Below are 22532 nucleotides of genomic sequence, written 5' to 3' on the forward strand. Positions count from 1 at the left end.
ATCGGGCCGCTGAAACCGCCAGCGCCGCGGGCCGCGCCGCGATTGCCGTAGCCGCCGCCGAAACCTGCGCCCGTACCGCCGCCGAAACCGCCGCCCGCCGCACCGCGGCGGCCCTGGCCGCGCGGCTGCTGCTCGAAACGGCTGTGCGACATCAACACGGGTTCGCGCCCAATGAAGCCCATCGAGGTTTGCATTGGGTCCGGCTGCTTGCGCTCCGGCGCCGAATTGCGGCTGCCGCGCTCTTCCGTCGGCGCCTTCAGACCGACCGACGCCATCAGCGCGCGCACCTGGTTGTCCTCGAGCTCTTCCCAGCGGCCGCGCTTCAGGCCCTTCGGCAACGAGATCGGGCCGTGACGCGTGCGGATCAGGCGGCTGACCATCAGGCCGGCCGCTTCGAACATACGGCGCACTTCGCGGTTACGCCCTTCGGCGAGCGCGACGTGATACCAGTGATTGGTGCCTTCGCCGCCGCCGTCGCGGATGCGCAGGAAGTTCGCCGGGCCGTCGTCCAGCTCGACGCCATGCAGCAGCTTCTGACGCATGCCTTCGGCCAGCTCGCCGACCACCCGCACCGCATACTCACGCTCGACGCTGTAACGCGGGTGCATGAAGCGGTTCGCCAGATCGCCAGACGTGGTCAGCATCAGCAGACCTTCCGTGTTGAAATCGAGGCGGCCGACCGCGAGCCACTTGGCGGTTTTCATCGGCGGCAGCTTGTCGAACACCGACGGACGGCCTTCCGGGTCGGCGTGGCTGACGATTTCGCCGGTCGGTTTGTGATACAGGAGTACGCGCGGCGGCTTGTTGGCGAGCTTGCGCTTGACCGGCTTGCCGTTGATGCGGACCTGGTCGGTCGGCATGATGCGCTGGCCGATGTGAGCCGGCTCGCCGTTCACCGACACGCGGCCGGCGACGATCAGTTCTTCCATGTCGCGGCGCGAACCCATGCCCGCTTCGGCCAGCACCTTGTGCAGCTTCGGCGCGTCGTCGTCCGCGACCAGCACGCGCTTGGGCGCAGCCGGCTTGCCACGGCGCAGCATCGGCGCGCGCACGCCGCCGGTGGCGCTGTTGTCCGCATCGAACGCGGGCGAGGTCACGTACGAGAACAGGTCGTCCTGGCCCGCTTCCGTGGCGGCCGCTGCCGGCGCTTCGCCGCCGCGGCGATTCTGGCGCTGGCCGGCTTCGCGCGGCTGACGCTCGCGCTGACCTTCACGAGGCGCGCCTTCGCGTTGACCACCCTCGCGCTTCGCGCCGCCCGCCTGGGCGTTGCGCCGCGAGCCCTGGCCCTTGGCGCCCGCATCCTTGCGCGGCATGCGCACTTGCGCGACCACTTCGCCGTCCGGCGGCGCCTCGGTGACGACCGGCGCCCCTTGCGCGGGCGCGCCTTCGGCGCCCTTCGTCTTCGCTCCGGCGCGGCGCCGCGCGATCAGGCTGCGCGGTCCGCGACGCAGGCCGCGGCGCGGACGGTCTTCACCCTCTGCTTCCGCGGTCTGCGCCGGGCGCTCGTCCTCGCCTGCCGACGCTTGCGTGGTGCGCGCTTCGTCGGCCCGCGCCGACGGCACGGCGCGCTCGGATTCGGACGAATCGGTGTCGTGGGTATGTGTCAAAACAACCTCAAAATGTCAGGTCGCGCACGCCCATTGCGGGCGCGGCAAAAAAAAGTTCGGTTACGTCAGGCGTTACGCGACTCGGGTTCGTCGTCGGTCAGAATGCCTGCGTCCTGCGCGGCATCGCGACGATCCTCAGGATCGCCGTGCGCCGCCGTGGTCGGGTTCGGCTCGGCGGCGTGCTCCGTATTGCGGAGTACGCCCGAGTCGTGCGCGGGTATTGCCGGATCGGCCTGGGAGACCGGATCGTGATTCTGTGCGGACTCGGCGATGCCGGTCTGCGGTGCTGCGTTTGCCGTTTCGGCTTGTTCTTGCGCGGCCGGCGCGTCAACCGCGTGCGGCTGCGGCTGCGATTCCGGCTGCGGCGCCACGTCTGCTGCGCTGCCGGCTGCTTCGACTTCGTGCACGTCAGCTTCGGCTGACTGTACTCCAGCCGCTTCGGCTGGTTGCGCCGACTCCGCCGGCTCTTCAGACTCGCCTTTCGGTCCCGCCGCCAGATCCTGCGCGGTCTCGATATCGGCGAACTCGATCGCATGCTGGCCAAGCAGATCCGCGTTCAGTTGCGCCGACGGATCGGCGAGCGGTGGCAATTCGTCGAGCGCGGTCAGCCCGAGGTCGTCGAGAAACTGCCGCGTGGTCGCGTACAGCGCCGGACGCCCCGGCACATCACGATGACCGATCACTTCGATCCAGCCGCGATCCTCGAGCTGCTTGACGACCTGCGTATTCACCGTGACGCCGCGAATCTCTTCGATATCGCCACGCGTAACCGGCTGCCGGTACGCGATGATCGCGAGCGTCTCGAGCACCGCGCGCGAATATTTCGGCGGTTTCTCAGGATGCAAACGATCCAGGTACGAACGCATCGCGGGCTTGCTTTGAAACCGCCAGCCCGACGCCAGCCCGACCAACTCCACACCGCGCCCAGACCAGTCCTGCTTCAGGTCTTCGAGCAAAGTCCGAACGGTGTCTGCCGACACGCCGTCGGCAAAGAGCTTGCGCAATTCGCCGAGCTTTAACGGCTCCTGCGCGCAGATCAAGGCAGTCTCGAGGACGATCTTCGCCTCTTGGGTATTCATGCAGCTAGGTCAGACCCTGTGGTCAAAGAACCGGATCAAACAGACGATGTGGAACTGAAGACGCGCTCGCCCGATTCTGATCGGTCATATTGATGGGAGCACGCACCGGGGGGAGGCGAAACAGACTATCGAGCCAAACCCAGCCGGACGGAGCAGCGATATTCCTGAAAGGAATCGCGTGACTGAGCGCCATATTACGCAAAAACGATCAGTGCGTAAAGGCGAAATCCCCCGCGCATTTTCTGGCCGGGCTCCAGCCCACGTGCCTGAGTGCAAAAGCGGACGCAACTCGACCGAGACTCCGCTTGTTTCATCAGGCTTTTTCAGTCACTTTGCCGGGCGCCTTTCCGCCAGCGCTCACTAAACGGTTCCGTGTCGCGCCAGGAACCGCTTCAGGCGCTCGACGCCCGCGTCCAGCCGCGCCGTGTCGCACGCATAGCACCAGCGCACGAAACCCTCGCCCTGCGGACCGAACGCGCTGCCAGGCGCCACGCCCAGCCCCACTTCGCGCACCATGGCCTTGCACAACTCGAGGCTGTGCGCGGCGCCCGGCATCGAGAAAAACAGATACATCGCACCGAGCGGCGCCTTGACGTCGACCCCCGGCACCGCGGAAAGCGCGCGCACCAGATGGTCGCGCGACGCCCTCAGGTCGAGCACCAGTTCATGCGTGAACCGCTCGCCTTGCTGAACTGCCGCGATGCCAGCCTGCTGGACGAACGACGGCGCGCACGAGGTGTTGTACTCGACCAGCTTGGCCAGATCGTCCATCAGCACGGCCGGCGCGACGATCCAGCCGAGCCGCCAGCCCGTCATCAACCATGCCTTCGAGAACGAGTTCACGCAGATCACGCGCTCGTCGCGCGCGGCCAGATCCAGGAACGACGGCGCGGTGCGCGCATGCGCGCCGCTCGCGGGGGAGTCGGCATCCGCGTAATAGAGGCGCTCGTAGACTTCGTCCGCGACGATCCAGATGCCATGGCGCCGGCAATGCGCGAGCACAGTGCGCTGGTCGTCGCGGCTCATCACCCAGCCGGTCGGATTGTTCGGCGAGTTGATCATCAGCATTTTCGTGTCGGGCGTCAGCGCCGCCAGCAATTGCCCGACGTCGAGTTGCCACCCCCGTTCGCCATAGCCCAGCGCAACCGTTTCGACATGCGCGCCGAGAATCTTCGGAATCTCGACCAGATTCGGCCACAGCGGCGTCACAGCAACGACGCGATCACCGGCGCCCACGACCAGTTGCGCAGCCAGCATCAGCGCGTTGACGCCCGCGCTCGTCACCGCGACGTGGTCCGGCGAGGTCGCGCCATGCAGTTCGCTGACATAGCTCGCGAGCGCCGCGCGCAACGGCGCGATGCCCAGGTTATGCGTATAGAACGTCGCGCCGGAGGCCAGCGCGGTGCTGGCGGCGTCGCGAATAAACGCCGGCGTGACCCGGTCGGACTCGCCGAACCAGAACGGCAGCACGTCGTCGACCCCGAAACCGGCGTTGGCGACTTCACGGATCTGCGAAGGACGCAGCGCGCGCACGGCATCGCGTGCATTCGGGATGGATGGTACGGGCAGATCCAATTCGCTCATCGAGGCTTCCAGACGGGTGAAAGATAAAGGCTGACGCTCAGGGAAGGCGATAGTTTAGCGCGGCGCCTGTTTTGGGAGCGGCGAAGTCGCCGGCTGGCCGGGCGTGGTCGGAAGGACAGTTGCGGCACGGATTGCTGCTCAGCCCGCCTCGCTTGTGTCGGCCGCGCTTTCTTCGGCTTGCGTCGGCCGCGCTTTCTTCGGATAGCGAGGCGGCGAAGAGTTCATGGATCAGACTCTCTCACCACGCCGCGGGAACTAGTTCAAATCCTCCGCGCGCGCCGGCAATTGGCGGATCAAGCCCCACACCGCCTCCGCCGCCGGCGACAGCGAACGGTCGCGCCGCCGCACCAGTTCGACCCGGCGCTCCGCACGCGGCACCAGCGGCCGCGCCACCAGCGACGCGCCCGCCGGCAGCGGCAGGGCCAACCACGGCAGCACACTTAGGCCCACGCCCGCCTCGACCAGTCCGAAAACGGTCGCGGAATGCCCCAGCTCCTGCACCACCGTGGCACTCACACCGTATTCCTGCATCACGGCGTCGATGATCGGCCGGCTGCCCGATGCGTAATCGAGCATCACGAGCTGCTCGCCCTGGAGGTCCGTCCATGCCACCTGCTGCTGTGCCGCCAAAGGGTGGTCGTCACGCGAGACGACGCAAAACGAATCCGTCATCAGCGATTCGCTGAGCAGATCGTCGGCGGAAAACGGGCCGATGATCACGCCGAAGTCGACCTCGCCCGATTTGACCTTGCGCACCACGTCGCTCTGCACGTCGTCACGCAAGCCCAGCGTGATATAGGGAAATTGCCTTCCGCATGCCGCGACCACGCGCGGCATCAGCCGGCAGGCCACCGTCGGGCTGGCGGCCACTACCACGCGTCCGCGGCGCTGCTCGCCGATTTCGCGGATTTCGCGCAGCGCGTCGTCGAGATCCGACAACAGACGCGACACGCTCGACACCAGGTTGCCGCCGACGTCGGTGAGCTGCACCTCGCGCGTGGTGCGATCGATCAGCTTGAGGCCGATTTCACCCTCGAGTTCGCGCACACAGCGGCTCACCGCCGATTGCGTCAGGCCGATTTCATCGCCGGCCCGGCTGAAACTTTGCAGACGGGCGACCTCAATGAAAACCCTTAGCTGACGCAGCGTTACATTCATTTACCAACCTCATCAATAGCATCATTTGATGCGTATTGTAAGACCAAAACCACGCCGCGCCCGGCTTCGGCGCTCTCGCTGCAATGCAGCAATGCGGCGCAAACGCACGTTGGCCGGGCCTGATTGCACAAGATTGGTGATTGTCCCGATTTGCGAGATGGGTTTTTTGGATTCTTATACGCCCCTAGCTAGCGCCCGCGCTGGCCCGCCGTCACAGGGCTTTCAGGCAGTTGGAATCAGCTTGGCACACTTCCTGCGTTTGCATGCACACAGGGTTGGCGCCATGACTTCTGCCTGCATAGCAGACCGTGGCAAGCCCGACCCCCTTGGCACTCGCCTATCGAGTGCGTGGAGAGTGCGCGGCGCGGGGCAGCGCACCGGATTAGCTTCGCTGAGGTGAAACATGATGCTGTTCGACGATTTGAAAGACAACGAGTGGGCGCTGGTCGAGGCTTTGTTTTGTGCCGAGCCGGCGCGGAGCGAACGGCGCGGTCGGCCGCGGGTAGAAGCGCGCGCGGTTGTCAATGCTGTGCTTTGGGTGCTGTCGACTGGCGAAGGCTGGTCCAAGCTGCCAGGCCGCTATCCTTCGCCGCCGACTTGCCGCCGTCGCTTCGACGAATGGCAAGCCGATGGTACGCTCGCCGAAATAGTTAAGCGACTCGGCACGAGCGGCCGTGAAATTTCGCTGCGCGGCCGGATTGGCGCGACCGCCGCGAAACCGCCGGCACCGCCGAGCCGCGACCGCCTGCGCGGCGCGTTCTGGACCAATCCGGAATCGTGGCGCGCGCCGGTCAAGATGGCCTGACGCGAATTGTTTCACCTCCGGGCGCCTGCGGGCGCCCGGTGTGTATGCGGGCCGCTCTCGCGTGTATCGACACCCGTTGGCCCCGTCATGGGCACCGCCGTCCGGCGCGCCCAACCCAGTCGTCCCTTCCGTTTTGGCCAGGCATTGCGGGTTGCCTCAGGCGTCTGCCGTGGCACAACGACGCTGGGTGAAACATCCATTTACTATTACTTACAGCGTGCTTTCGCGACCCGGCATACCTTATACCTATGCAAACAGGCCTTGAGTCGAACGGCTTGACGGGAGCTCAGCATGAAACCAATGTCACTGCTTCTGTGCGGCATTGTGATTTCATCAATGGCCGCACCGGCGCTCGCACAGCAGCGCCAACAGGCCTGGAACTGGCGGCCGGATCGTGCGGCCACCGCTGAAGCCTCGCAGCAAAGCGCAACGCGCAATCGCGACTTCACGCCGCCTGCGCCACGCGGCGACTTGCGCGGCGATATTGCCAGCAACGTGCGGGCGCGCCCCGATACGCCGCGTGAAAATCCGACGCAGCATCGTTAGAAGCGGTGAGCAGGGAAATCTGCTGCGCGTGATCGTGCGGCAGGACTCCATTGCGTATCGTTGTTACGCGGTAGACCTGTGTTCACCGCCACGATTTCACTAGCGCCCGACGTTTTAACTCAAGCGCGGCAGTGCGAATCAAATAATCGGGGAACCACCCGGCGCCGAGCCAGTCTGATTTAACGCCATTAGCACAGCGTGGCAGTAGTAATTCCGGTACGCCCGTATCCTCGCGATACGGGCTTTTTTTTGCTGGTCGCACGACGCATGCACGACGATGGCCGACGCACAAGGCGCCGGTCCATTCGTCAAGGACGGGAGCAAAAGAAATCGCCGCCCGCCGCCCGGCCCGAAGCGACCGGGAAACAGCGTCCGTGCCGCCAGCCGGACTAGGGCCGGGCTTCGAGAGCGGCGGTAGGCACCGCTTCGGCTGTGGCGACGACGTAGTTGTTCATTCGCTGCGCACTCCAGCTGAGCAGGCGCTCATCATGCGCGAGCCGCGCGAACTCGGCTCTGCCCCGCTCCGTAAGCACGGCAATGTCGACAGGTGCATGAAAGCCCGGTGCCGGCGCGACGGTGCGCTGCCGAACGGTGTCCATCAAGCCCAATGCGCGAAGATATTGGAAAACGCCCGGCCTTCTGGCCCATGGGACCTGGCGATATTGCGCCCGCCGCAGCGCTTCAAGTACCGCTTCGTTGGAATACTTGGTCATCTCACTTCTTTCTTAAAGTGCAGCTATGACACATCTATGCCCAACACGTCACCGCGCCGCCAGTGACGCGCGTAGCACCCGCCCTTGGCTGGAAGCTGGCCGCATGTCGAGCAGCCGGAATCAGCCAGGTGCTGCCTGGTCTCGTTTTCGGAACCCCCGAATGAACGACATGTTAGCGTTCTCTCTACGAGCCGGCGATGCAGCCGCTGCGGTGCAATAGCAAGCCCGTAGATTTGTCCCGAAAGACATACGTTACCCCATTTAAATTGATTCTATTCACTTTATTAGCGCTTTTTTTTGCAGCAATCGTGCGATGGAAGCGCGCCCGCGGCCCTCTCGCCCTGTGCGCGGTCGCCCTGTTCTGGCTGCTCGCCGCCGGCTGGCTGACCGCACCTTTGCTCGATCTCGCGCAACCGCGCCAGCAGAGCGCCGCACCCGCCACCTTCGCGCCGCGCACCGCGATCATCCTGCTGGGCGGCGGCACCATTTACGACGACGACAACGTGCTCGTGCCGCCGCGCGACGTGCTCACCCGCATCGAGGTCAGCGCGGAGAACTATGCCGCGTGCAAACGGACGGCGGCCACGTGCCAGGTGATCGTGAGCGGCGGCAATCCGCAGCGGCATCGCTCGACAGAAGCCGACACCTATCTGCCGTACCTGCTGCGCCGGCGGGTTCCGCGCGCGGACATCGTGCTGGAAAACAGCAGCCGCACGACGTATGAAAACGCGCGCAACGTGTCGGCCATTGTCGGGCAATCGCGTTATGACGCGTTGATACTCGTCACCTCCGCGTACCAGATGCGGCGCGCATTACTCGACTTCCACCGCTTCGGGGTTGTGCCGCAGCCCCTGATCTCGAGCGCGCGGCACGCACGTGTGGGTGTACTACCGCGCTATGACAATCTGGTGAATGCGGAGCTCGCGCTGCATGAGCTGATTGGAATCGCACAATTTCACGTCTATCGCGCAATCGGGTGGTTCTGAAAAAGCCCGACGGCATAACATGCGCTTAACCTGGTGTGCTTAGACATGCGAATTCTTCCGGCACGGCGCATTATCGTGAGATACCCGTGAGATTGCCCGCCCGGCAACCGACTGCAACTTGAGAACCACGAGATGTAACAATTGGTTATCGCAGTTACAAAGCCGTCCGCTGGAGCGGAGATTGCTGGCTAGAATGTTGTGTCTTTCCGACTGGACAGGCAATACTCGGGTCCACAACCAACTGCGGAGGTAACGATGAAAAAAGTGTCCCTGGCAATCCTGGTTTCCCTCAGTGCCGTAACGGGCGCGGCTTACGCGCAAGAAGGCGGCGTCACGATGAGCACCGATCCGGCCAAGGCCGCCGACGTCGAACAGCGTGCGCAAGATTTGCAAAACCGCCAGCAAGCCATGCCAAGCGCACCGGCCATGCCCGAGAAGCACCACAAGATGTCCCCGCATCACCACAAGAAGGCCGACGCCTCGAGCTCGTAAGCACAGTCGCGAAGCGCACCCCGCGGCCTCGCCGCGAAGGTGAAAAGCCGAAGCCGGCCCCGCCGGTTTCGGCTTTTTGTTGTCCTTTTTGTTGTCTAATGGACTCGCAAAGGACTCAAGAGCATTCGCCGCAACGCGCGGCGACGGTTTGACGGCAGATCGCGCGGCCCCACGTCGGCATTGCCCCGGCGGGCCGCGCCAAGCCGACGGCGCCCGGCTTTCGGTATGCTAAAGTCGCGCACCGACCGGCGCCCAGCCGGAATCCCCTAACCCGTGCGCACCTTGGTGCGGAGGACAGCATGAGCAACATCCAGCTAGATATCGAATGGACCGAGGCAGCATCTCGCAAAATTGAAAAACTGATGCCGCGCGGCGGACAGGAAGCGTTCCTCGCGCTGCCGCCCGTCGAGTGCCTGCCGATGGAAGGCGACGTGCTGTTTCTTGGCCCGGACGGCAAGCAGCAACCGTTCATCGTTGCGGAACGCCAGTATCACCACGACGGCGATGCCGACTGGACCATCATCCTGATCCTCGACGTCCCGCAAGCCACCCACTAAAGACCAACGGCGAGCGCCGCGTGGGCCGGATCCGGCTTCACGGCTCACTCGCCGTTGTACGACTCGCCTGAGCGCCTAAGCAATGCTTGCGCAACGCTTATGCTATCTTCGACACGACGCGAATTTCCGCGTGTTCGACCCAATCCGCCACTGCCTTCCTATAAGCCTCGATGTGCGCGGATTTCGCATGCGCGGTGAGCGCCGCCTGACTTTCCCAACGCTCGACAAACACAAACCGGCGCGGCTCCTGCACATCGCGGTGCAGATCGTACTGAAGCGCGCCCTGCTCCTTGCGCGTCGGCCCGACAATGCCTTCGAGCGCCTGACGCAGTTGCTCTTCGTAGCCCGGCTTCGCCACCGAGATTGCGACCACCGCGATTTCCGACATGCCTGCACTCCCTTTTCACGAAAAGCAGCAGGATACCCGCCGCGCACTAAACCTGCAGACGAGTGCGGCAAGCCATCAGCCCGCATCGCGGGGGCACCGTGCCCGATCCGATAAAAATGGCAACGCACGAAACGTCTGAGCACTGTCCTACCGTCCTGGCCTGGAGTTTGGCGGGCGGCCACCTGCCGCCCTGCTACCCTCGGCTTGATGCAGGCAATTAATCGCAATTGAGAATCGGTCTCGCGCGAAGCAAGCGCACAAGAAATTCGGGCGCGACGCCGACGAAGCTACGCCGGACGGGCCTGCGCGGCGGTTTGCGCCGCAACATCCGCAGTCTGGCGTCTGTGATAACCCGCACATTCATGCGAATTGCAAACTGCTAGACTGGATTTGACTAAATTCGCCGGAGTCCCAGCATGGCTGGCATCGCTCTCCGCGTTCCTGGGCTTTATCGATTTCGCCCTGCTGACGCCTGGGCTATGCCTACGTCGCGCGCTGCATGGATTTGCGCGCCCTGTCAACCGCTTGTCACGATGTCTCCATGTCTACTCTCGTGCCCGCCTCTATGCCATCCGTCAGCGAATTGACCCTGAGCGGCCTGCTCCCGCATCTGGTCCGCGGCGAATCCGGCTGGACCGCGACGTGGCGCGCGCTGACCCTGCACAGCGTGTTCCAGCCGGTGCTGTCGGTGACGCATCAATGCGTGGTCGGCTACGAGGGGCTGTTGCGCGCCTTCGATCCGGTCGGCCTGCCGGTCTCGCCCGAAGTGCTCTTCTCCGGCACCCGTTCGGCTGCCGACGCGCGCGAGCTCGACCGCATCGCCCGTTGCCTGCATGTGGCGAATTTCATGGAGCAAGGCATCAGCACCGGCTGGCTGTTCCTGAACACGCGCCCCCAGGTGTTTGAAACCGGCTGGCCGCAACGCGCTTTCATCGATGAGTTGTCCGCGCATTTCGGGCTACCGCAGGAGCGCATCGTGATCGAAGTGCTCGAGCAGCCCGCCGACGACGAGTCCGCCGTCGCCAGCATGCTCGCCGCGTCGCAGCCGCGCGACTTCCTGATCGCGATCGACGACTTCGGCACTGGTTTTTCGAACTTCGACCGCGTGTGGCGCTTCCGTCCCGACATCGTCAAACTCGACCGTTCGCTGGTGGCGCGGGCCGGTAAGCGCGAGGGCGACGATTCGCTGATCGGCCACCTGATCGCGATGCTCCACCAGTCCGGCACGCTGGTGCTGGCCGAAGGCGTCGAAACCGACGAGGAGTTGATGATCCTGATGCAGGCCGACGTCGATTTCGTGCAGGGTTTCTGGCTCGGCCAGCCGAAGAGCTCGGTGCGGGCGGCATGCGCGAAGGTGCCGGCGCTGGTCGAATCGATCTGGAGCAAGTTCGCCGACTACGAACGCGCGCACGCTGGCCATCAGCGGCTCGGCTTCGAAGGGTTCGCGGAAGCGGTGCTGGCCGCCGCCGACACCTTCAAGGCAACCGGCGATCTGCGCCAGGCGGCGCAACAAGTGTGGCATCTGCGCGAAGCGCGCCGGGTGTTCATCACCGATGGACAGGGTGAGCAGACCCTGCCGTCAGTCACGGCCGCGTCGGTGCCGCCGCCTCCGCTGCGGCTCGCGCCGCTCTACTCCGAGACGCGCAGCAACTGGTCGCGGCGCACCTATTTCAAGCATGCGCTCGCCGCACCGGGACGCGTCGCGATGATGGGGCCGCACTATTCGCTGGCCGACGGTCAGGACTGCTACACCGCGGCGATCGCGTTCGAACGTGACGGCACGCATGTGCTGTGCGTCGACTTCGTGCCGAGCGCATCGAATGCGGATACGCGTCCCACCGGGCGCGGCGCCAAGCGCTAATCGTCCACCCGGCCACGGCTGGATTTGATCTCGCTGCGTCTTGCCTTGCTGTCGAGGCGCCGGCGGTTCGACGCGCGCGTCGGCCGGGTTGCGACGCGCGGCTTGCGCGTCACGCTGACGCTTTCGATCAGTTCGTCGAGCCGCGCCAGCGCCGCCGCGCGGTTCATCTCCTGGGTCCGATGCTCCTGCGCCTTGATGATCACCACGCCATCGCGCGTAAGCCGGTGATCGGACAGCGCGAGCAGGCGCATCTTCAGCACCTCCGGCAACGACGAAGCCTGCACGTCGAAACGCAGATGAATCGCGCTCGAAACCTTGTTGACGTTCTGACCGCCCGCTCCTTGCGCACGCACTGCGGTCAATTCGATTTCGTTCGGCGGGATCGGATAGCGGGATGTCATGAGGCTGGCTTGGGCTAGGAGACGTAAGTGTACACAGCACAGCTTGCGCGGCGGTATGCGCTGCGCGCAGCCAATCGCCGGCTACTCGCCATTGACTATCGTGCGCGTCCGCCGATGGGAAAAACTATTTGCGTTGGCATCGCCAGTTCATCGATACTGCGCTTTTCGCTTACAGCGTAAATTCATATGAAGCTCCGCGCTGGCTTTGTGATCGAACTGGCCGTCAACTTTTTGCTGCCTTGGCTCGCCTACCGGTTTGCGCTGCCGCATCTCGGTGAAACCGGCGCGCTGATTGCGTCGGCGGTGCCGCCGATCGTCTGGAGTCTGATCGAGTTGGCGCGCTTTCGCCGCGTCGACGCGCTCAGCGTGATGGTGGTGGCCGGCATCGTGCTGTCGGTTGCGGCGATGGCGCTCGGCGGCAGCCCCCGCGTGCTGCTGTTGCGCGAGTCGCTGGTGTCAGGCGCGGTCGGCGTGGTGTTCCTGCTGTCGCTGCCAATGCGCCGTCCGCTGATCTTCTATCTCGCGCGCGCTACCGTTGCCCGTGAGATGGAAGGCGGCGCCGCGCATTTCGAAGCGCTGTGGCGTGAGCGGCCGGGCCTTGCCTCCGCGATGCGGCTGATGACGCTCGTGTGGGGCGCCGGCCTGACCTGCGAAACCGCGCTGCGTGCGTGGATGGCGCTCACCTGGCCGATCGAGCGCTTTCTGGTGGTCTCGCCGTTCATCGGTTATGGCATCTATGGCGGCCTGGCGCTGTGGACGTTGTGGTATCGGAAGACGATGCGCAACCGCGTCGATGCGCGCGTGCAGCCGGGCGGAATTGTGGGGTGAGGCGGTGGTGAAGTGCGCTTGCGGCTTGCGGCTTGCGGCTTGCGGCTTGCGGCTTGCGGCTTGCGGCTTGCGGCTTGCCACTTGCGGCTCGATGCTGGGGCACCCACCCATGCTACTCACGCTCTCACGCTGCTTCAGACGGCGTGAGCAAACCCCAAAGACGCCCCGCTTACCCACCCACCTCATTGGGCTACCCAGCGCGGCCACACACCTCCGCAATCCGCGCGGCCAGCCCCGAATCACGTTGCGTCGGCGTCGCGATAGCCTGCGCCAGCACGGCGCGCGCGCCGATCACCTCGACTCGCGCGCGCGCGCGGGTGATCGCCGTGTACACCAGTTCGCGCGACAACACCCGGCTGAACACCGACGGCAGCATCAATACCGCGTGCTCGAACTCCGAACCTTGCGACTTGTGAACCGTCAGCGCGAAAGCCGTGTCGTGTGGCGGAAGCGCCGCCGGTGATACCGCCCGCAGACCGCCGTCGTCGGTCCGGAAATACACGCGCAGCGCGCCGCCCGCACCCGGCAGCGCAATGCCGATGTCGCCGTTGAATAACCCCAGCGCGTAATCGTTGCGCGTCACCATCACCGGACGCCCCGCGAACCAGTGCGCGCCCACCGCCAGTGTCACACCTGCGGCACGCCGCACTTGCGCGGCCATGGCAGCATTCACCTGATCGACGCCGCGCGGTCCCGAACGGGTCGCGCACAAAATGCGGAAGCGGTTCAACGCATCGAAAAGCGGCAACGGGTCCGGTGTGTCGGCCGCAAGCGCTGAAGCGAGCGCGTCGGCATAGGGCGCGAAGCCTTCGGCAAGACGCGCTACGGTGCGCTCGGCAAGCGTTGCATGCGTGTCTTCATGCAGTGCCGCAGGGCAGGCTTCAGCGGGGTCGATCAGCAGAACCTCGAGTGCCGCGCTCGCCGCGCCGCTGCGGATTGCGAGCGACAAACGACCAATCGGCGACTCGAGGCCGAACCGGTAGTTGCGCTCGAGCCAGACGACACAGTCGGCAAGCGCGCTTTGAGCATTGGCTACCGACGTCGCTGAAAATGACCGGAACGAAGACGGTTGAGCTGCGCGCCTGCCTTCGGCCGACCCGGTGCTGTCGAACAGATCGCCGGTGGGCTGTTGATCGAATGAATCCGGCTCGGCGGCGTGCGCAAACAGATCGTCAGGCGACGAATCGAAATCGTCGGGCGCATCTGGCGATGCGAAATGATCGGCAGGCGCTGCGTCGAAGTCCCGCGAAACATCCGGCAAGGCCTGCGCGAGCCGCGCCTCTTCAATGCCGAGCGCCTGCGCGATCCGCTGCAGCCCGCCCGGCGTGAAGGCCGGCCGCGCGCTGAGTTCCGCGAACACCGCGCCGGCCTCTACGGCCGCGAGTTGGTCCTTGTCGCCGAGCATCACAAGACGCGTCTGTGGGGCGATCGCATCGAGCAGATGCGCGGCCATCGCGACGTCGATCATCGACGCCTCGTCGATCACCACGACATCGTACGGAAGCGGGTTGTCGCGATGATGGCGGAAACGTCCTCCCGGTCCGGAGCCGAGCAGACGGTGCAGCGTGTACGAAGTCTGCGGCAAACGCGCGGCGAGTTCGGGCGGCAAATCGCCGGCGCGGGCGAGCAAGGCTTCCTGCATCCGCTGCGCGGCTTTGCCGGTGGGCGCCGCGAGTGCGATCCGCAAATCGGCGCGGGCGTCGAGCAGGCAGGCAAGCACGCCGACCACGGTGGTGGTCTTGCCGGTACCCGGTCCCCCGCTGACGATCGTGAGCCGCCCCGACAGCGCCATGATCGCCGCGACGCGTTGCCAGTCGACTTCGTCGTCTTTCGGCGGACCGAAGTAGCGCAGCAGACGCGCGTGCAGTGTTTGGGCGTTGGCGTTGGCGTTGGCGCCGGCGTTGGCGTTGGCGTTGGCGTTGGCGTTGGCGTTGGCGTCAATATCAAAACCGGCCACCGCAGTGTCGCGCTCACGAGCCTGCGAATCCGCCAAACGCCCGTCTCCACCACCCGCATGCGCCACCAGCGACCGCGCAAGACGCCGCTCATAGTCGTAGTATCGCGCCAGATACAACCGCTCTTGTCCATCGATTACCAGCGGCCGCAACGCCGCCGCGCTCTGCGAACCATCGCTGGCCATGCCGCTGGCAAACAACGCCCCGCGCACTTCGGCGCGCGACGCCTCGAAGCGTCGCGCGAGCACCGCAAGCGGCACGCAAACGTGGCCTTCAGCTGTCGCGCGACTCGCGGCAAACGCGCCCCGCGCCGCCCACTTCACCGCCTCAGCCGACGCACCGCTGCGCCGTGCCAGCGTGCCGATACGACGCGCAAAACCTTCGGCGAGCGCGATGCTGAAATCGGCCGGCGCCGGCAAATTCACGCCGATGTCGTCGAGCTCGGGCGGTGTCGACGCGCGCTGTTCGAACGTGCTCATGCGACGCCTCCGATCATCGCCGCATCCAGCAGCGCGACGAGTTCGAACGCGGGCCGGCGCATATGCACGCCGGCGGGACCATCGGCATCGCGCCAATGCGGACGCACGCCGCGCACAAACAGATACAGATACCCGCCGATGTGCGTGTCGTACGAATAATCGCGCACCCGCGTTTTCAGATAACGATGCAGCGCGACCGTATAAAGCAGCGCCTGCAGGTGATACGCGTGGCTCGCCATCGCCGCTTCGAGCGGCGCGGCGGCGTAGTCAGCGGCGCTATCGCCGAGATGGTTCGACTTCCAGTCGACGATCCAGAAGCGTCCATCGTGCTCGACGATCATGTCGATAAATCCTTTGACGAAGCCGCGCAATACGCCGGGCTCCAGCGCGACGTCGGGATAGCCGTGTTCGATCAGCAGCTCGCGCAACGCGGGAAAATCGAGCGACGGCGCCGCAAACAGAAACTCGAGCTCGTTCAGGCGCCGGCGCGGATTGAGCCTCGCCAGCGCCATGCCGGGCACGAGCTCGGTGGCAACGACGTCGGCGATCAGGTTGTGCATCATCGCGGGCAGACGTGCGGCGAGTTCGGGCACGGCGGGCGCCGGCCGCTCGCGCAGCGCGCCACGGATCGCATCCGGCCACGTGTGCGAATCGGTGAAGTCCGCGAGTTCGAACATGCGATGCAGACAGTCGCCCGCCGCCGCGCCGCGCGGAAACGCGAGAATGTCGTCCCCGGCATACGACGGCGCTTGCGTCGCGGGCGCTGGCACCGGCTCGGATACAAGCGCATCGGCAATCTCATCGTGATCGGGCCGCACGTCTTCCACCGGCGTGTGCACCTCCTCGGCTTTGCCGCCGGCCGCGATCAGCCCGCTGAAGCTCGCCATGCGCCACCGATCGCGCAACGGCCTGCGATTGGCGCGCGCCTGCCAATGCGCGCCGTGATCCTGAAGGCTCTCCAACGGCGCACGGCGCGCCACTGCCGGCAGTGCCTGCAACGTGACCGGTCCACCGGCCAGCACCTGCCAGCGCGCGGTCAACGTGGCTTCGTCGGGCGGCTCGGCGAGCCAGTCGTCGAAGCTATGGCCACTGCCGCCCACCAGCCAGTTCAGCACGCTGCGCCGCGACTCCTTGGTCGAACGTGACGACAGATACGTGCCGGCGACCAGATAGCAACGATACACCGCGCGCGTGAGCGCCACATACACGAGCCGTGCCCGCTCGGCGGCCTGTTCCCGCACCGCGTAACGCGACGCGTGCTCGGCCTCCTCGTCGTCGCAACCGTAGTGAAGCACGGCCTCGCCGGTTTCGTCGTGGTACTCGCGCGCATCGGGCAAGCCCGAGGACGGCGGCTCGCGCAACGCGCCGTCGTTCAGAAACGGACAGAACACCACTGCATACTCGAGCCCCTTCGACTTGTGGACGGTGACGATCTGCACGAGGTTGCGGTCTGATTCGAGGCGCAACTGCGCGTCTTCGCCGCCGCCCTGCGCGCGTTGCGCGGCGAGCCAGCGCAAGGTCGGCGCGATGCCCGGCTGCGTGGCGGCACGCGCCTGCACGAGTTCGGCCAGATGGCTCACGTTCGTCAAACGGCGCTCGCCGTCCGCCCCGGCGACCAGCCGTTGCGCGACGCGCAGTTCGCGCATCAGCGTGCGCCACATCACCGCGAAGCCGCGCTCATGCCATAGCGTGCGGTAGCGCGAAAAACGTTCGACCCAACCCATCGCGTCCGCCGCATGCGCGGGATCGTCGGTGACGGAAGGCGCGTCGGCGACCTGTTCGAGACGCCACAGCGCGGCGGCGTCGAGACCCAGCCAGTCGGTTGCCAGCGCGGCGCGCAGACGGCGCAGATCGCCGGGCGTATCGACCGCGGCCAGCACGCGCTCGATCTGCTCGGCGTCGAGCGTCGCGAATACCGAAGCCTGCGCCAGCTCCACGCTGCCGACACCCCACGCCGCCAACACGCGTTTGATCAGACTGCCCTGCTTGTGCGTTTGCACCAGCACCGCAATGTTGCCCGGCGCGAGCGGCGCGTCGCCGATCGTCACCGAGCCTTCGCGCGCGCCGCGCAGGAGCCGCACGATCTCGGCGGCACACGCTTCGCTCGCGGCGCGCTGCGCGTCGCGTTTGGTCATCGCGGCGTCGCCGTGCGGCAAGGTCCAGATGCGGAAATCCCCGGCGTCCGTGCCGGAGTCGGCGAACGGTGGCCTGCGCCGCCCGCCCGCGCGTACCGGCTGATAGTCGAGGCCGTCGAGCACGAACGCCTGAGGGTTGGCTTCGAACAACCGGTTGCAAGCCTCGACGATCGGTGCCGTCGAGCGCTGATTGACCGCCAGCGTGTAGCACGCGGACGCCGCCGCGCGCGCCGCCAGATAGGTATGCAGATCCGCCGCACGAAAACTGTAGATCGCCTGCTTCGGATCGCCGACCAGAAACAGCGGCCCGGCCGGCGCGAAGATACGGCTGAAGATCGCGAACTGCAGCGGATCGGTATCCTGAAACTCGTCGATCAGCGCGGCCGGATAACGTGTGCGCAAAGCATCGGCAAGCCAGGGGTGAGCGGCGAGCGCGCGGTACAGGTTCGACAGCAGATCGTCGAACGACACCACCCGGCGCGTGCGCTTGCGCGCCACCAGCTCGGCGGGCGCGTAATCGAGCCACGTCTGCACCAGTTCGAGCCAGCGCACGCGCTGTGCGGCTTCGGCAGCGAGCACGGCGGCCGCCAGTGCTTCAGCGTGTTCGAAGAACGGATGCTCCGGCGGTTCGAACTTGACCTTGGTGGCTTTCTTCAATGCCGACACCGTCAGCTTCAACGCAGCCTTCGGCGGCGGCGCATGCCAATCGCCCTGCGCGAAGTAGTCGGCCCATGCGGCGAGCGCGGCGCTCACGTGGTCGGGCTTGTGCGTGGTCTTGCTCAGCCGCTCCTGCGCCTGGGCAAGCAGGCTGACAATCACGTCGCGCTCCGCAAGCCAGAGTGCGTATGCCGCGTCAAAACCCGTTTGCGGATCGGTGCTATGGCCACCGGTGTCGACCGTGCCCCAGCGCAACTGCGCCAATGGCTTTTTCAGACGCCGCGCGAGTTGCTCGTCGAGTGAAGCGGGACCGGCGCGTTTGGCCACCAGCCACGCGGCGAATGCAGGATGCGCATGGGCCACCGGCTCCACCTGCTCGCGCCAGAAATCGGCCGCCATTTCGAAGCGCAGCGCGGCGTCGTCGGCTTCCATCTCGAACGCGAACGGCATCGCGGCGGCGAACGGCGCTTCCTGCAACGCGCGCTGACAGAATGCGTGAATCGTGTGAATCGCCGCCTGATCGAAGGTGCGCAGCGCGCGGCGCACCACCTTCACCGCGGCCTCGCGCTCGATGCCCCGCTCCGGCGCGAGAGTCGTTTCGAACAGACGCTGGATGAACGGGTCACCGCCGTCGTCGTCCATCTCGATCGCGCGATGCAGCTCCGCGAGACGGCCGCGAATGCGCTCGTGCAACTCCGCGGTCGCCGCCTTCGTGAACGTGACGACCAGAATCTGATCCGCGTTCAGATTCTTTTCGAGCAGCAGCCGCACGTACAGCGCGCAAATGTTCCACGTCTTGCCGGTCCCGGCCGACGCCTCGATCTGGTTGACGCCGTCGAGCGAACAGGCGAACACGTCGAGCTCCTCGGCGACCAGCGCATGACTCTGCACGGCGCCACTCATGATGCGCTCCGCAGATGCTGGGTGAGCGGCCTGAAGACGATCGCCGCGAGGCTGCCGAACGGTTCGTCGAGCGTGAGCGGCGTGCCGCGCAACGCGATGCGCAACGCGGGGTCGTCGGATTCGCCGCGCACGCGGTCGTTGATCCAGACACCCTGCGCCGCCGACTCGCTTTCGCTGACCCGGGTCCACGCGCTCTTCGGGAAAAAGCGCAGCGGCAGCATGCGGCCTGCCTTGAACAACGCGGCGAGCGGCGCCAGTTCGTCGAGCGGCGCGGCAACCGGCGTGAGCTCGAAGCTCTCGCCGCTGCCGTGCCACACAGTGCGGCGCGGGCCGTCCGGCCGCGCGGCGCAATAGACCAGATGCGCGAGCCACGCGGACAGATAGTCGCGCGCGGTGGCTTTGGCGTAGCGAAAAATCACTTGTCCCGTTCCGGTCAGCAGGTTCAATGTGCCATGCAGTTGCAGCGGCGTTTCGGCTGCCTGACGAAGCAGCGCGTCGTGAGGGCCGAACAGCGCGCCGGCTATATCAGCGCTGTCGGGCCAGCGCGGCGCGATGTCGAGCACGAACGGCAAACGCTCGACACCCGAGGCCAGCTCGCGGCGCACGCTCGCGGCAAGCTGGCGCAACGCGCCGAGTTCGCGCGCGCGCCAGACCGCGCCGGTCGCGCCGCCGGGCAGCTCGGGACTGGCCGCGGCGACGCGGCGTACGCGGTCGAACATGATGTCGTCTTGTTCGGTATCGGCGTCGAGCAGCACGGGCAACAGACGCTCGGCCAACGCGTCACGCCCCGCGTAGTCCAGGTCGAACGGCTCGGTGTCGAGCAATTCGCCCTGCGCATCCGACAGCACGATGCCAAGGCGGTCGCGCAACAGCGCCCGTGCCGGATGACGCCAGAACCGCACGAATTCGTCGAACGCAACCGGCGCGGCGTCTTCCGGCGGCAACGGCCGATCGAAGAACGGCGCGGCAGCGGGATGCTGTGGCGCGGCCAGCAACGTCGCCAGTTCGGCGCGATCCGCGTTGTAGGTGAACAACTCGCGCTGCGACGAAAAATAGTCCGACGCAAACGCCTGCAACGGATGATCGACGATGAACGCATGCCGCGCACGCTCCACCTCGGCAGGACTCGCGTGTTCGCCCGCCGACGCCTGCGCGAGATGGTCGAGCAGTTCGTCGACCAGCGCGGCCGGCGGCAGCGGCGCGTTATCGCGAATGCTGCGGCCCGTGTACGCGATGAAGAGCCGGTCGCGCGCGGCCAGCAGCAGATCGAGGAACAGATTGCGCTCGTCGTCGCGGCGTTGACGGTCGCCGGCTTTACCGAACGCGGCCATCAGGTCGAACTCGTCGGCGCGCGCGAGGCTCGGCAACACGCCGTCATCCATGCCGAGCAGGCAGACGATCCGGAACGGCAAGCCACGCAAGCTGGTCAGCGACGAAAACGTCACGCTGCCCCAAGGCACGCCGCCGCGCGCCGGGTCGTCGAGCGCTTCGGTGAGCGCGCCGCGCACCACCGCGGCGGGCAGCATGACGTCTTGCGCGCCGGCCTGCATCGCGTCGCCCATCTTGTCGATCGCGTCGCGTACGGCGGCGAGCGTTTCGGCAAACTCGACGCCACCGTCGAAACACTGTGCAAGGGTCTCGAGCAGCAATTGCGACCAGGCGGCGGGCGTCTGCTCGATCGCGCAGCGCGCCACGAAGCTGTCGATATCGTCGACGAAACGCGACAGGCGCCCGAGCAGTTCGGCGTCCGAACCGTCGGCGCCTTCGACCGGCAGCCACGCGTCGACCGGTTCGCCGCCGTCGGGCATCGCGTAGCCGAGGTAGAGACGTGTGAGCGCATCCGCGAACGTGTGACGGGCAATCGGCACATGTTCGCCGCTCGGCTCGAACGGCGCGAGCCCGCGTCGCGCACCGGCCGCCGCGAGCCATTCCTGCGCGGCTTCAAGCGAGGTCGCATCGATCCCGTAACGCACGGCAATCGCGTCGACCCGCAGCCATTCGATCAGGTCCGGCGCGCCCACGCTGCGCTCGGGCAACGCGAGCCAATCCAGCAGCAGACGCGCAACCGGATTGGCCTGCGACGGCGGCAAGCCGGTGATCCGATACGGAATGCGGCGGGTATCGCCGGCCGGCGTGGTGCCGAACACCGCGTCGATCAACGGACCGGCCGTCGCGAGATCGGATACGGCGACCAGCACGTCGGACGGCTGCAGATCGTCGAACTCGTCGAACCAGCCAAGCAGGCGATCGTGCAGCGCTTCAAGCTGACGCGACAGGCTATGACATACGTGGACTTCGATGCCACGCTCGATCGGCATCTCGTCGGCGTCGGCTTGCGTGCGCAGATCGAGAATGCCGTTCTGCACGGCGGCGAGCCAGCTCGGTTGCGGGTTCTCGGTGAAATCGCCGGTCTCGCCGGAGGCGGCGCTCTCGGTCAGCTCATGCAGCATGTGCAACTGCGCCTGAGTCTGGCGGCCCCATTCGGCGAGCAATGGATGACCCACTTCCTGATAGTCGAGTTGGCCGGCGGCGTCGAGCGCCTGCACGCGCCCCTCGCTGACGACGTCGAACCAGAACTCGCGGCACGGGTTCATCACGTACAGACGCACATCGACCCAGCGCGACAGTGCGCGCAGCAACGCGACGTGCAAGGGCGGCATGGTCGGCAGCGCGAACACGCTGACCGCTTCGGGCCATTGCGCGTTCGAGATCGCCTCGAGATCGAGCGTGCCGATTTCCTCCAGGAAGCGATACGCCGGCGGCAACGCGGCGGCGGGCGTTTGCGCATCGCCAACGACCACCGCCACTTCGGCGAGCACCGCGCGCCACAGCGCCGCCTGCCAGCGTTCGTCCTCGCGCGCCGCTTCGCTTGCGCCGACCAGACGCGGACCGGTTTCGTCTGCCGCGCCACCGGCGAAGATCGAACCGCCCTTCTGCCATTGCAGCAGCCATTCCGGGCGATAGGTCAGATAGTGGTCTAGCACGGTCGCCACGCGCCGCGCGAGTTCATAGCGCATCGACGCGTCCGCTGCATCGAGATAGGTACGCAGACGCGGCGACGCGTTCCATGGCAGCGCCTCATCCGCGTCTGCCAGCAGACGGTAGCAGCGCCACACGAGCCGGTCCGGCGCAAACGGCGAATGCCTCGGCACGTCGATCACGCCGCCGATCTGCGCCCACAGCCATTGCGCGAGATAACCAAAGTTGACGTTTGCGCAGATACCCTGGCGGTTCGCGATATCGAGTTCGAGCCGCCGCCGCATCGCAGCGCTCGGGACGATCACGGGCTGCACGGTCCAGGGGTCGGACGGCGCTTGCGCGAGGTCGTCGAGCAAGGCGCCGACAAGCGTTTCGTAGCGGTTCGAGTAGAAGAGCTGGAGCATGGATTCCGGATGGGA

General features: G+C 66.1%; 16 protein-coding genes and 1 pseudogene. 7 read left to right on the forward strand and 10 right to left on the reverse strand.

Annotation, left to right across the window (positions count from 1 at the left end; translation table 11 throughout):
• From rluB to HV744_RS13275, 4 genes are all read right to left on the reverse strand, one after another.
• On the reverse strand, nt 1–1607 hold a 1607-nt coding region (gene rluB / locus HV744_RS13260), incomplete at its 3' end, for a 23S rRNA pseudouridine(2605) synthase RluB (protein WP_175149961.1).
• 65 nt (nt 1608–1672) lie between these two features.
• Nucleotides 1673–2686: an SMC-Scp complex subunit ScpB gene (gene scpB, locus HV744_RS13265; protein WP_175149962.1), complete on the reverse strand. Its 1014-nt coding sequence runs from the start codon at nt 2684–2686 to the stop codon at nt 1673–1675.
• A 360-nt stretch (nt 2687–3046) separates the two neighbouring features.
• Nucleotides 3047–4270: a pyridoxal phosphate-dependent aminotransferase gene (locus tag HV744_RS13270; RefSeq protein WP_175149963.1), complete on the reverse strand. Its 1224-nt coding sequence runs from the start codon at nt 4268–4270 to the stop codon at nt 3047–3049.
• A gap of 255 nt (nt 4271–4525) precedes the next feature.
• The gene (locus HV744_RS13275; protein ID WP_175149964.1) at nt 4526–5428 is read right to left on the reverse strand and encodes a LysR family transcriptional regulator; all 903 of its coding nucleotides are present in this window, start codon (nt 5426–5428) and stop codon (nt 4526–4528) included.
• A 406-nt stretch (nt 5429–5834) separates the two neighbouring features.
• On the opposite strand from HV744_RS13275, the pseudogene HV744_RS13280 reads away from it, so the two are divergent.
• Together HV744_RS13280 and HV744_RS13285 are read left to right on the forward strand one after the other, a co-directional pair.
• A pseudogene (locus HV744_RS13280) lies at nt 5835–6230 on the forward strand (transposase); the annotation flags it as partial.
• 294 nt (nt 6231–6524) lie between these two features.
• On the forward strand, nt 6525–6779 hold the full coding sequence (locus HV744_RS13285) for a hypothetical protein (protein ID WP_175149965.1): 255 nt from the start codon (nt 6525–6527) through the stop codon (nt 6777–6779).
• 389 nt (nt 6780–7168) lie between these two features.
• Here the strand turns inward: HV744_RS13285 and HV744_RS13290 are convergent, their stop codons facing one another.
• Nucleotides 7169–7492, reverse strand: a complete 324-nt coding sequence (locus HV744_RS13290) for a hypothetical protein (RefSeq protein WP_175149966.1) — start codon at nt 7490–7492, stop codon at nt 7169–7171.
• Between the two features lie 266 nt (nt 7493–7758).
• On the opposite strand from HV744_RS13290, the gene HV744_RS13295 reads away from it, so the two are divergent.
• The 3 genes from HV744_RS13295 (at nt 7759) to HV744_RS13305 (ending at nt 9527) form a co-directional block, all read left to right on the forward strand.
• A complete protein-coding gene (locus HV744_RS13295; protein WP_425497712.1) occupies nt 7759–8478 on the forward strand; it encodes a YdcF family protein in 720 nt (239 codons plus the stop codon).
• Nucleotides 8479–8733: 255 nt separating this feature from the next.
• A complete protein-coding gene (locus HV744_RS13300; protein ID WP_175149968.1) occupies nt 8734–8970 on the forward strand; it encodes a hypothetical protein in 237 nt (78 codons plus the stop codon).
• 299 nt (nt 8971–9269) lie between these two features.
• On the forward strand, nt 9270–9527 hold the full coding sequence (locus tag HV744_RS13305) for a hypothetical protein (RefSeq protein WP_007182306.1): 258 nt from the start codon (nt 9270–9272) through the stop codon (nt 9525–9527).
• A 97-nt stretch (nt 9528–9624) separates the two neighbouring features.
• On the opposite strand, the gene HV744_RS13310 is transcribed toward HV744_RS13305, so the two are convergent.
• Complete coding sequence (locus HV744_RS13310; protein ID WP_175149969.1) at nt 9625–9915, reverse strand: putative quinol monooxygenase; 291 nt, start codon at nt 9913–9915, stop codon at nt 9625–9627.
• 565 nt (nt 9916–10480) lie between these two features.
• Here HV744_RS13310 and HV744_RS13315 point away from each other — a divergent pair.
• On the forward strand, nt 10481–11776 hold the full coding sequence (locus tag HV744_RS13315) for an EAL domain-containing protein (protein ID WP_175150107.1): 1296 nt from the start codon (nt 10481–10483) through the stop codon (nt 11774–11776).
• On the opposite strand, the gene arfB is transcribed toward HV744_RS13315, so the two are convergent.
• Entirely contained in the window at nt 11773–12177 is a 405-nt protein-coding gene (arfB, locus tag HV744_RS13320) for an alternative ribosome rescue aminoacyl-tRNA hydrolase ArfB (RefSeq protein ID WP_175149970.1), read from the reverse strand. The two genes, HV744_RS13315 and arfB, sit on opposite strands and share 4 nt — an antisense overlap.
• Nucleotides 12178–12363: 186 nt before the next feature.
• On the opposite strand from arfB, the gene HV744_RS13325 reads away from it, so the two are divergent.
• Nucleotides 12364–13005, forward strand: a complete 642-nt coding sequence (locus HV744_RS13325; RefSeq protein WP_175149971.1) for a VC0807 family protein — start codon at nt 12364–12366, stop codon at nt 13003–13005.
• A gap of 190 nt (nt 13006–13195) precedes the next feature.
• Here the strand turns inward: HV744_RS13325 and HV744_RS13330 are convergent, their stop codons facing one another.
• The 3 genes from HV744_RS13330 to recC are packed head-to-tail and all read right to left on the reverse strand — an operon-like array spanning nt 13196 to nt 22517.
• Entirely contained in the window at nt 13196–15439 is a 2244-nt protein-coding gene (locus tag HV744_RS13330) for an AAA family ATPase (protein ID WP_175149972.1), read from the reverse strand.
• Nucleotides 15436–19134: an exodeoxyribonuclease V subunit beta gene (gene recB, locus HV744_RS13335; protein WP_175149973.1), complete on the reverse strand. Its 3699-nt coding sequence runs from the start codon at nt 19132–19134 to the stop codon at nt 15436–15438. The genes HV744_RS13330 and recB overlap by 4 nt, the downstream gene beginning before the upstream one ends.
• Entirely contained in the window at nt 19131–22517 is a 3387-nt protein-coding gene (recC, locus tag HV744_RS13340; RefSeq protein ID WP_175149974.1) for an exodeoxyribonuclease V subunit gamma, read from the reverse strand. The genes recB and recC overlap by 4 nt, the downstream gene beginning before the upstream one ends.
• Nucleotides 22518–22532 lie beyond the last annotated feature (15 nt).

This window comes from Paraburkholderia ultramafica (assembly GCF_902859915.1).
Classification (GTDB): Bacteria; Pseudomonadota; Gammaproteobacteria; order Burkholderiales; family Burkholderiaceae; genus Paraburkholderia; species Paraburkholderia ultramafica.

What these genes read in the sequence shown, in the direction of transcription:
- scpB (WP_175149962.1), bottom strand. Translation starts at nt 2,686, where the DNA reads ATGAATACCCAAGAGGCGAAGATCGTCCTCGAGACTGCCTTGATCTGC.
- HV744_RS13270 (WP_175149963.1), bottom strand. Translation starts at nt 4,270, where the DNA reads ATGAGCGAATTGGATCTGCCCGTACCATCCATCCCGAATGCACGCGAT.
- HV744_RS13275 (WP_175149964.1), bottom strand. Translation starts at nt 5,428, where the DNA reads ATGAATGTAACGCTGCGTCAGCTAAGGGTTTTCATTGAGGTCGCCCGT.
- HV744_RS13285 (WP_175149965.1), top strand. Translation starts at nt 6,525, where the DNA reads ATGAAACCAATGTCACTGCTTCTGTGCGGCATTGTGATTTCATCAATG.
- HV744_RS13290 (WP_175149966.1), bottom strand. Translation starts at nt 7,492, where the DNA reads ATGACCAAGTATTCCAACGAAGCGGTACTTGAAGCGCTGCGGCGGGCG.
- HV744_RS13300 (WP_175149968.1), top strand. Translation starts at nt 8,734, where the DNA reads ATGAAAAAAGTGTCCCTGGCAATCCTGGTTTCCCTCAGTGCCGTAACG.
- HV744_RS13305 (WP_007182306.1), top strand. Translation starts at nt 9,270, where the DNA reads ATGAGCAACATCCAGCTAGATATCGAATGGACCGAGGCAGCATCTCGC.
- HV744_RS13310 (WP_175149969.1), bottom strand. Translation starts at nt 9,915, where the DNA reads ATGTCGGAAATCGCGGTGGTCGCAATCTCGGTGGCGAAGCCGGGCTAC.
- HV744_RS13315 (WP_175150107.1), top strand. Translation starts at nt 10,481, where the DNA reads ATGCCATCCGTCAGCGAATTGACCCTGAGCGGCCTGCTCCCGCATCTG.
- arfB (WP_175149970.1), bottom strand. Translation starts at nt 12,177, where the DNA reads ATGACATCCCGCTATCCGATCCCGCCGAACGAAATCGAATTGACCGCA.
- HV744_RS13325 (WP_175149971.1), top strand. Translation starts at nt 12,364, where the DNA reads ATGAAGCTCCGCGCTGGCTTTGTGATCGAACTGGCCGTCAACTTTTTG.
- HV744_RS13330 (WP_175149972.1), bottom strand. Translation starts at nt 15,439, where the DNA reads ATGAGCACGTTCGAACAGCGCGCGTCGACACCGCCCGAGCTCGACGAC.
- recB (WP_175149973.1), bottom strand. Translation starts at nt 19,134, where the DNA reads ATGAGTGGCGCCGTGCAGAGTCATGCGCTGGTCGCCGAGGAGCTCGAC.
- recC (WP_175149974.1), bottom strand. Translation starts at nt 22,517, where the DNA reads ATGCTCCAGCTCTTCTACTCGAACCGCTACGAAACGCTTGTCGGCGCC.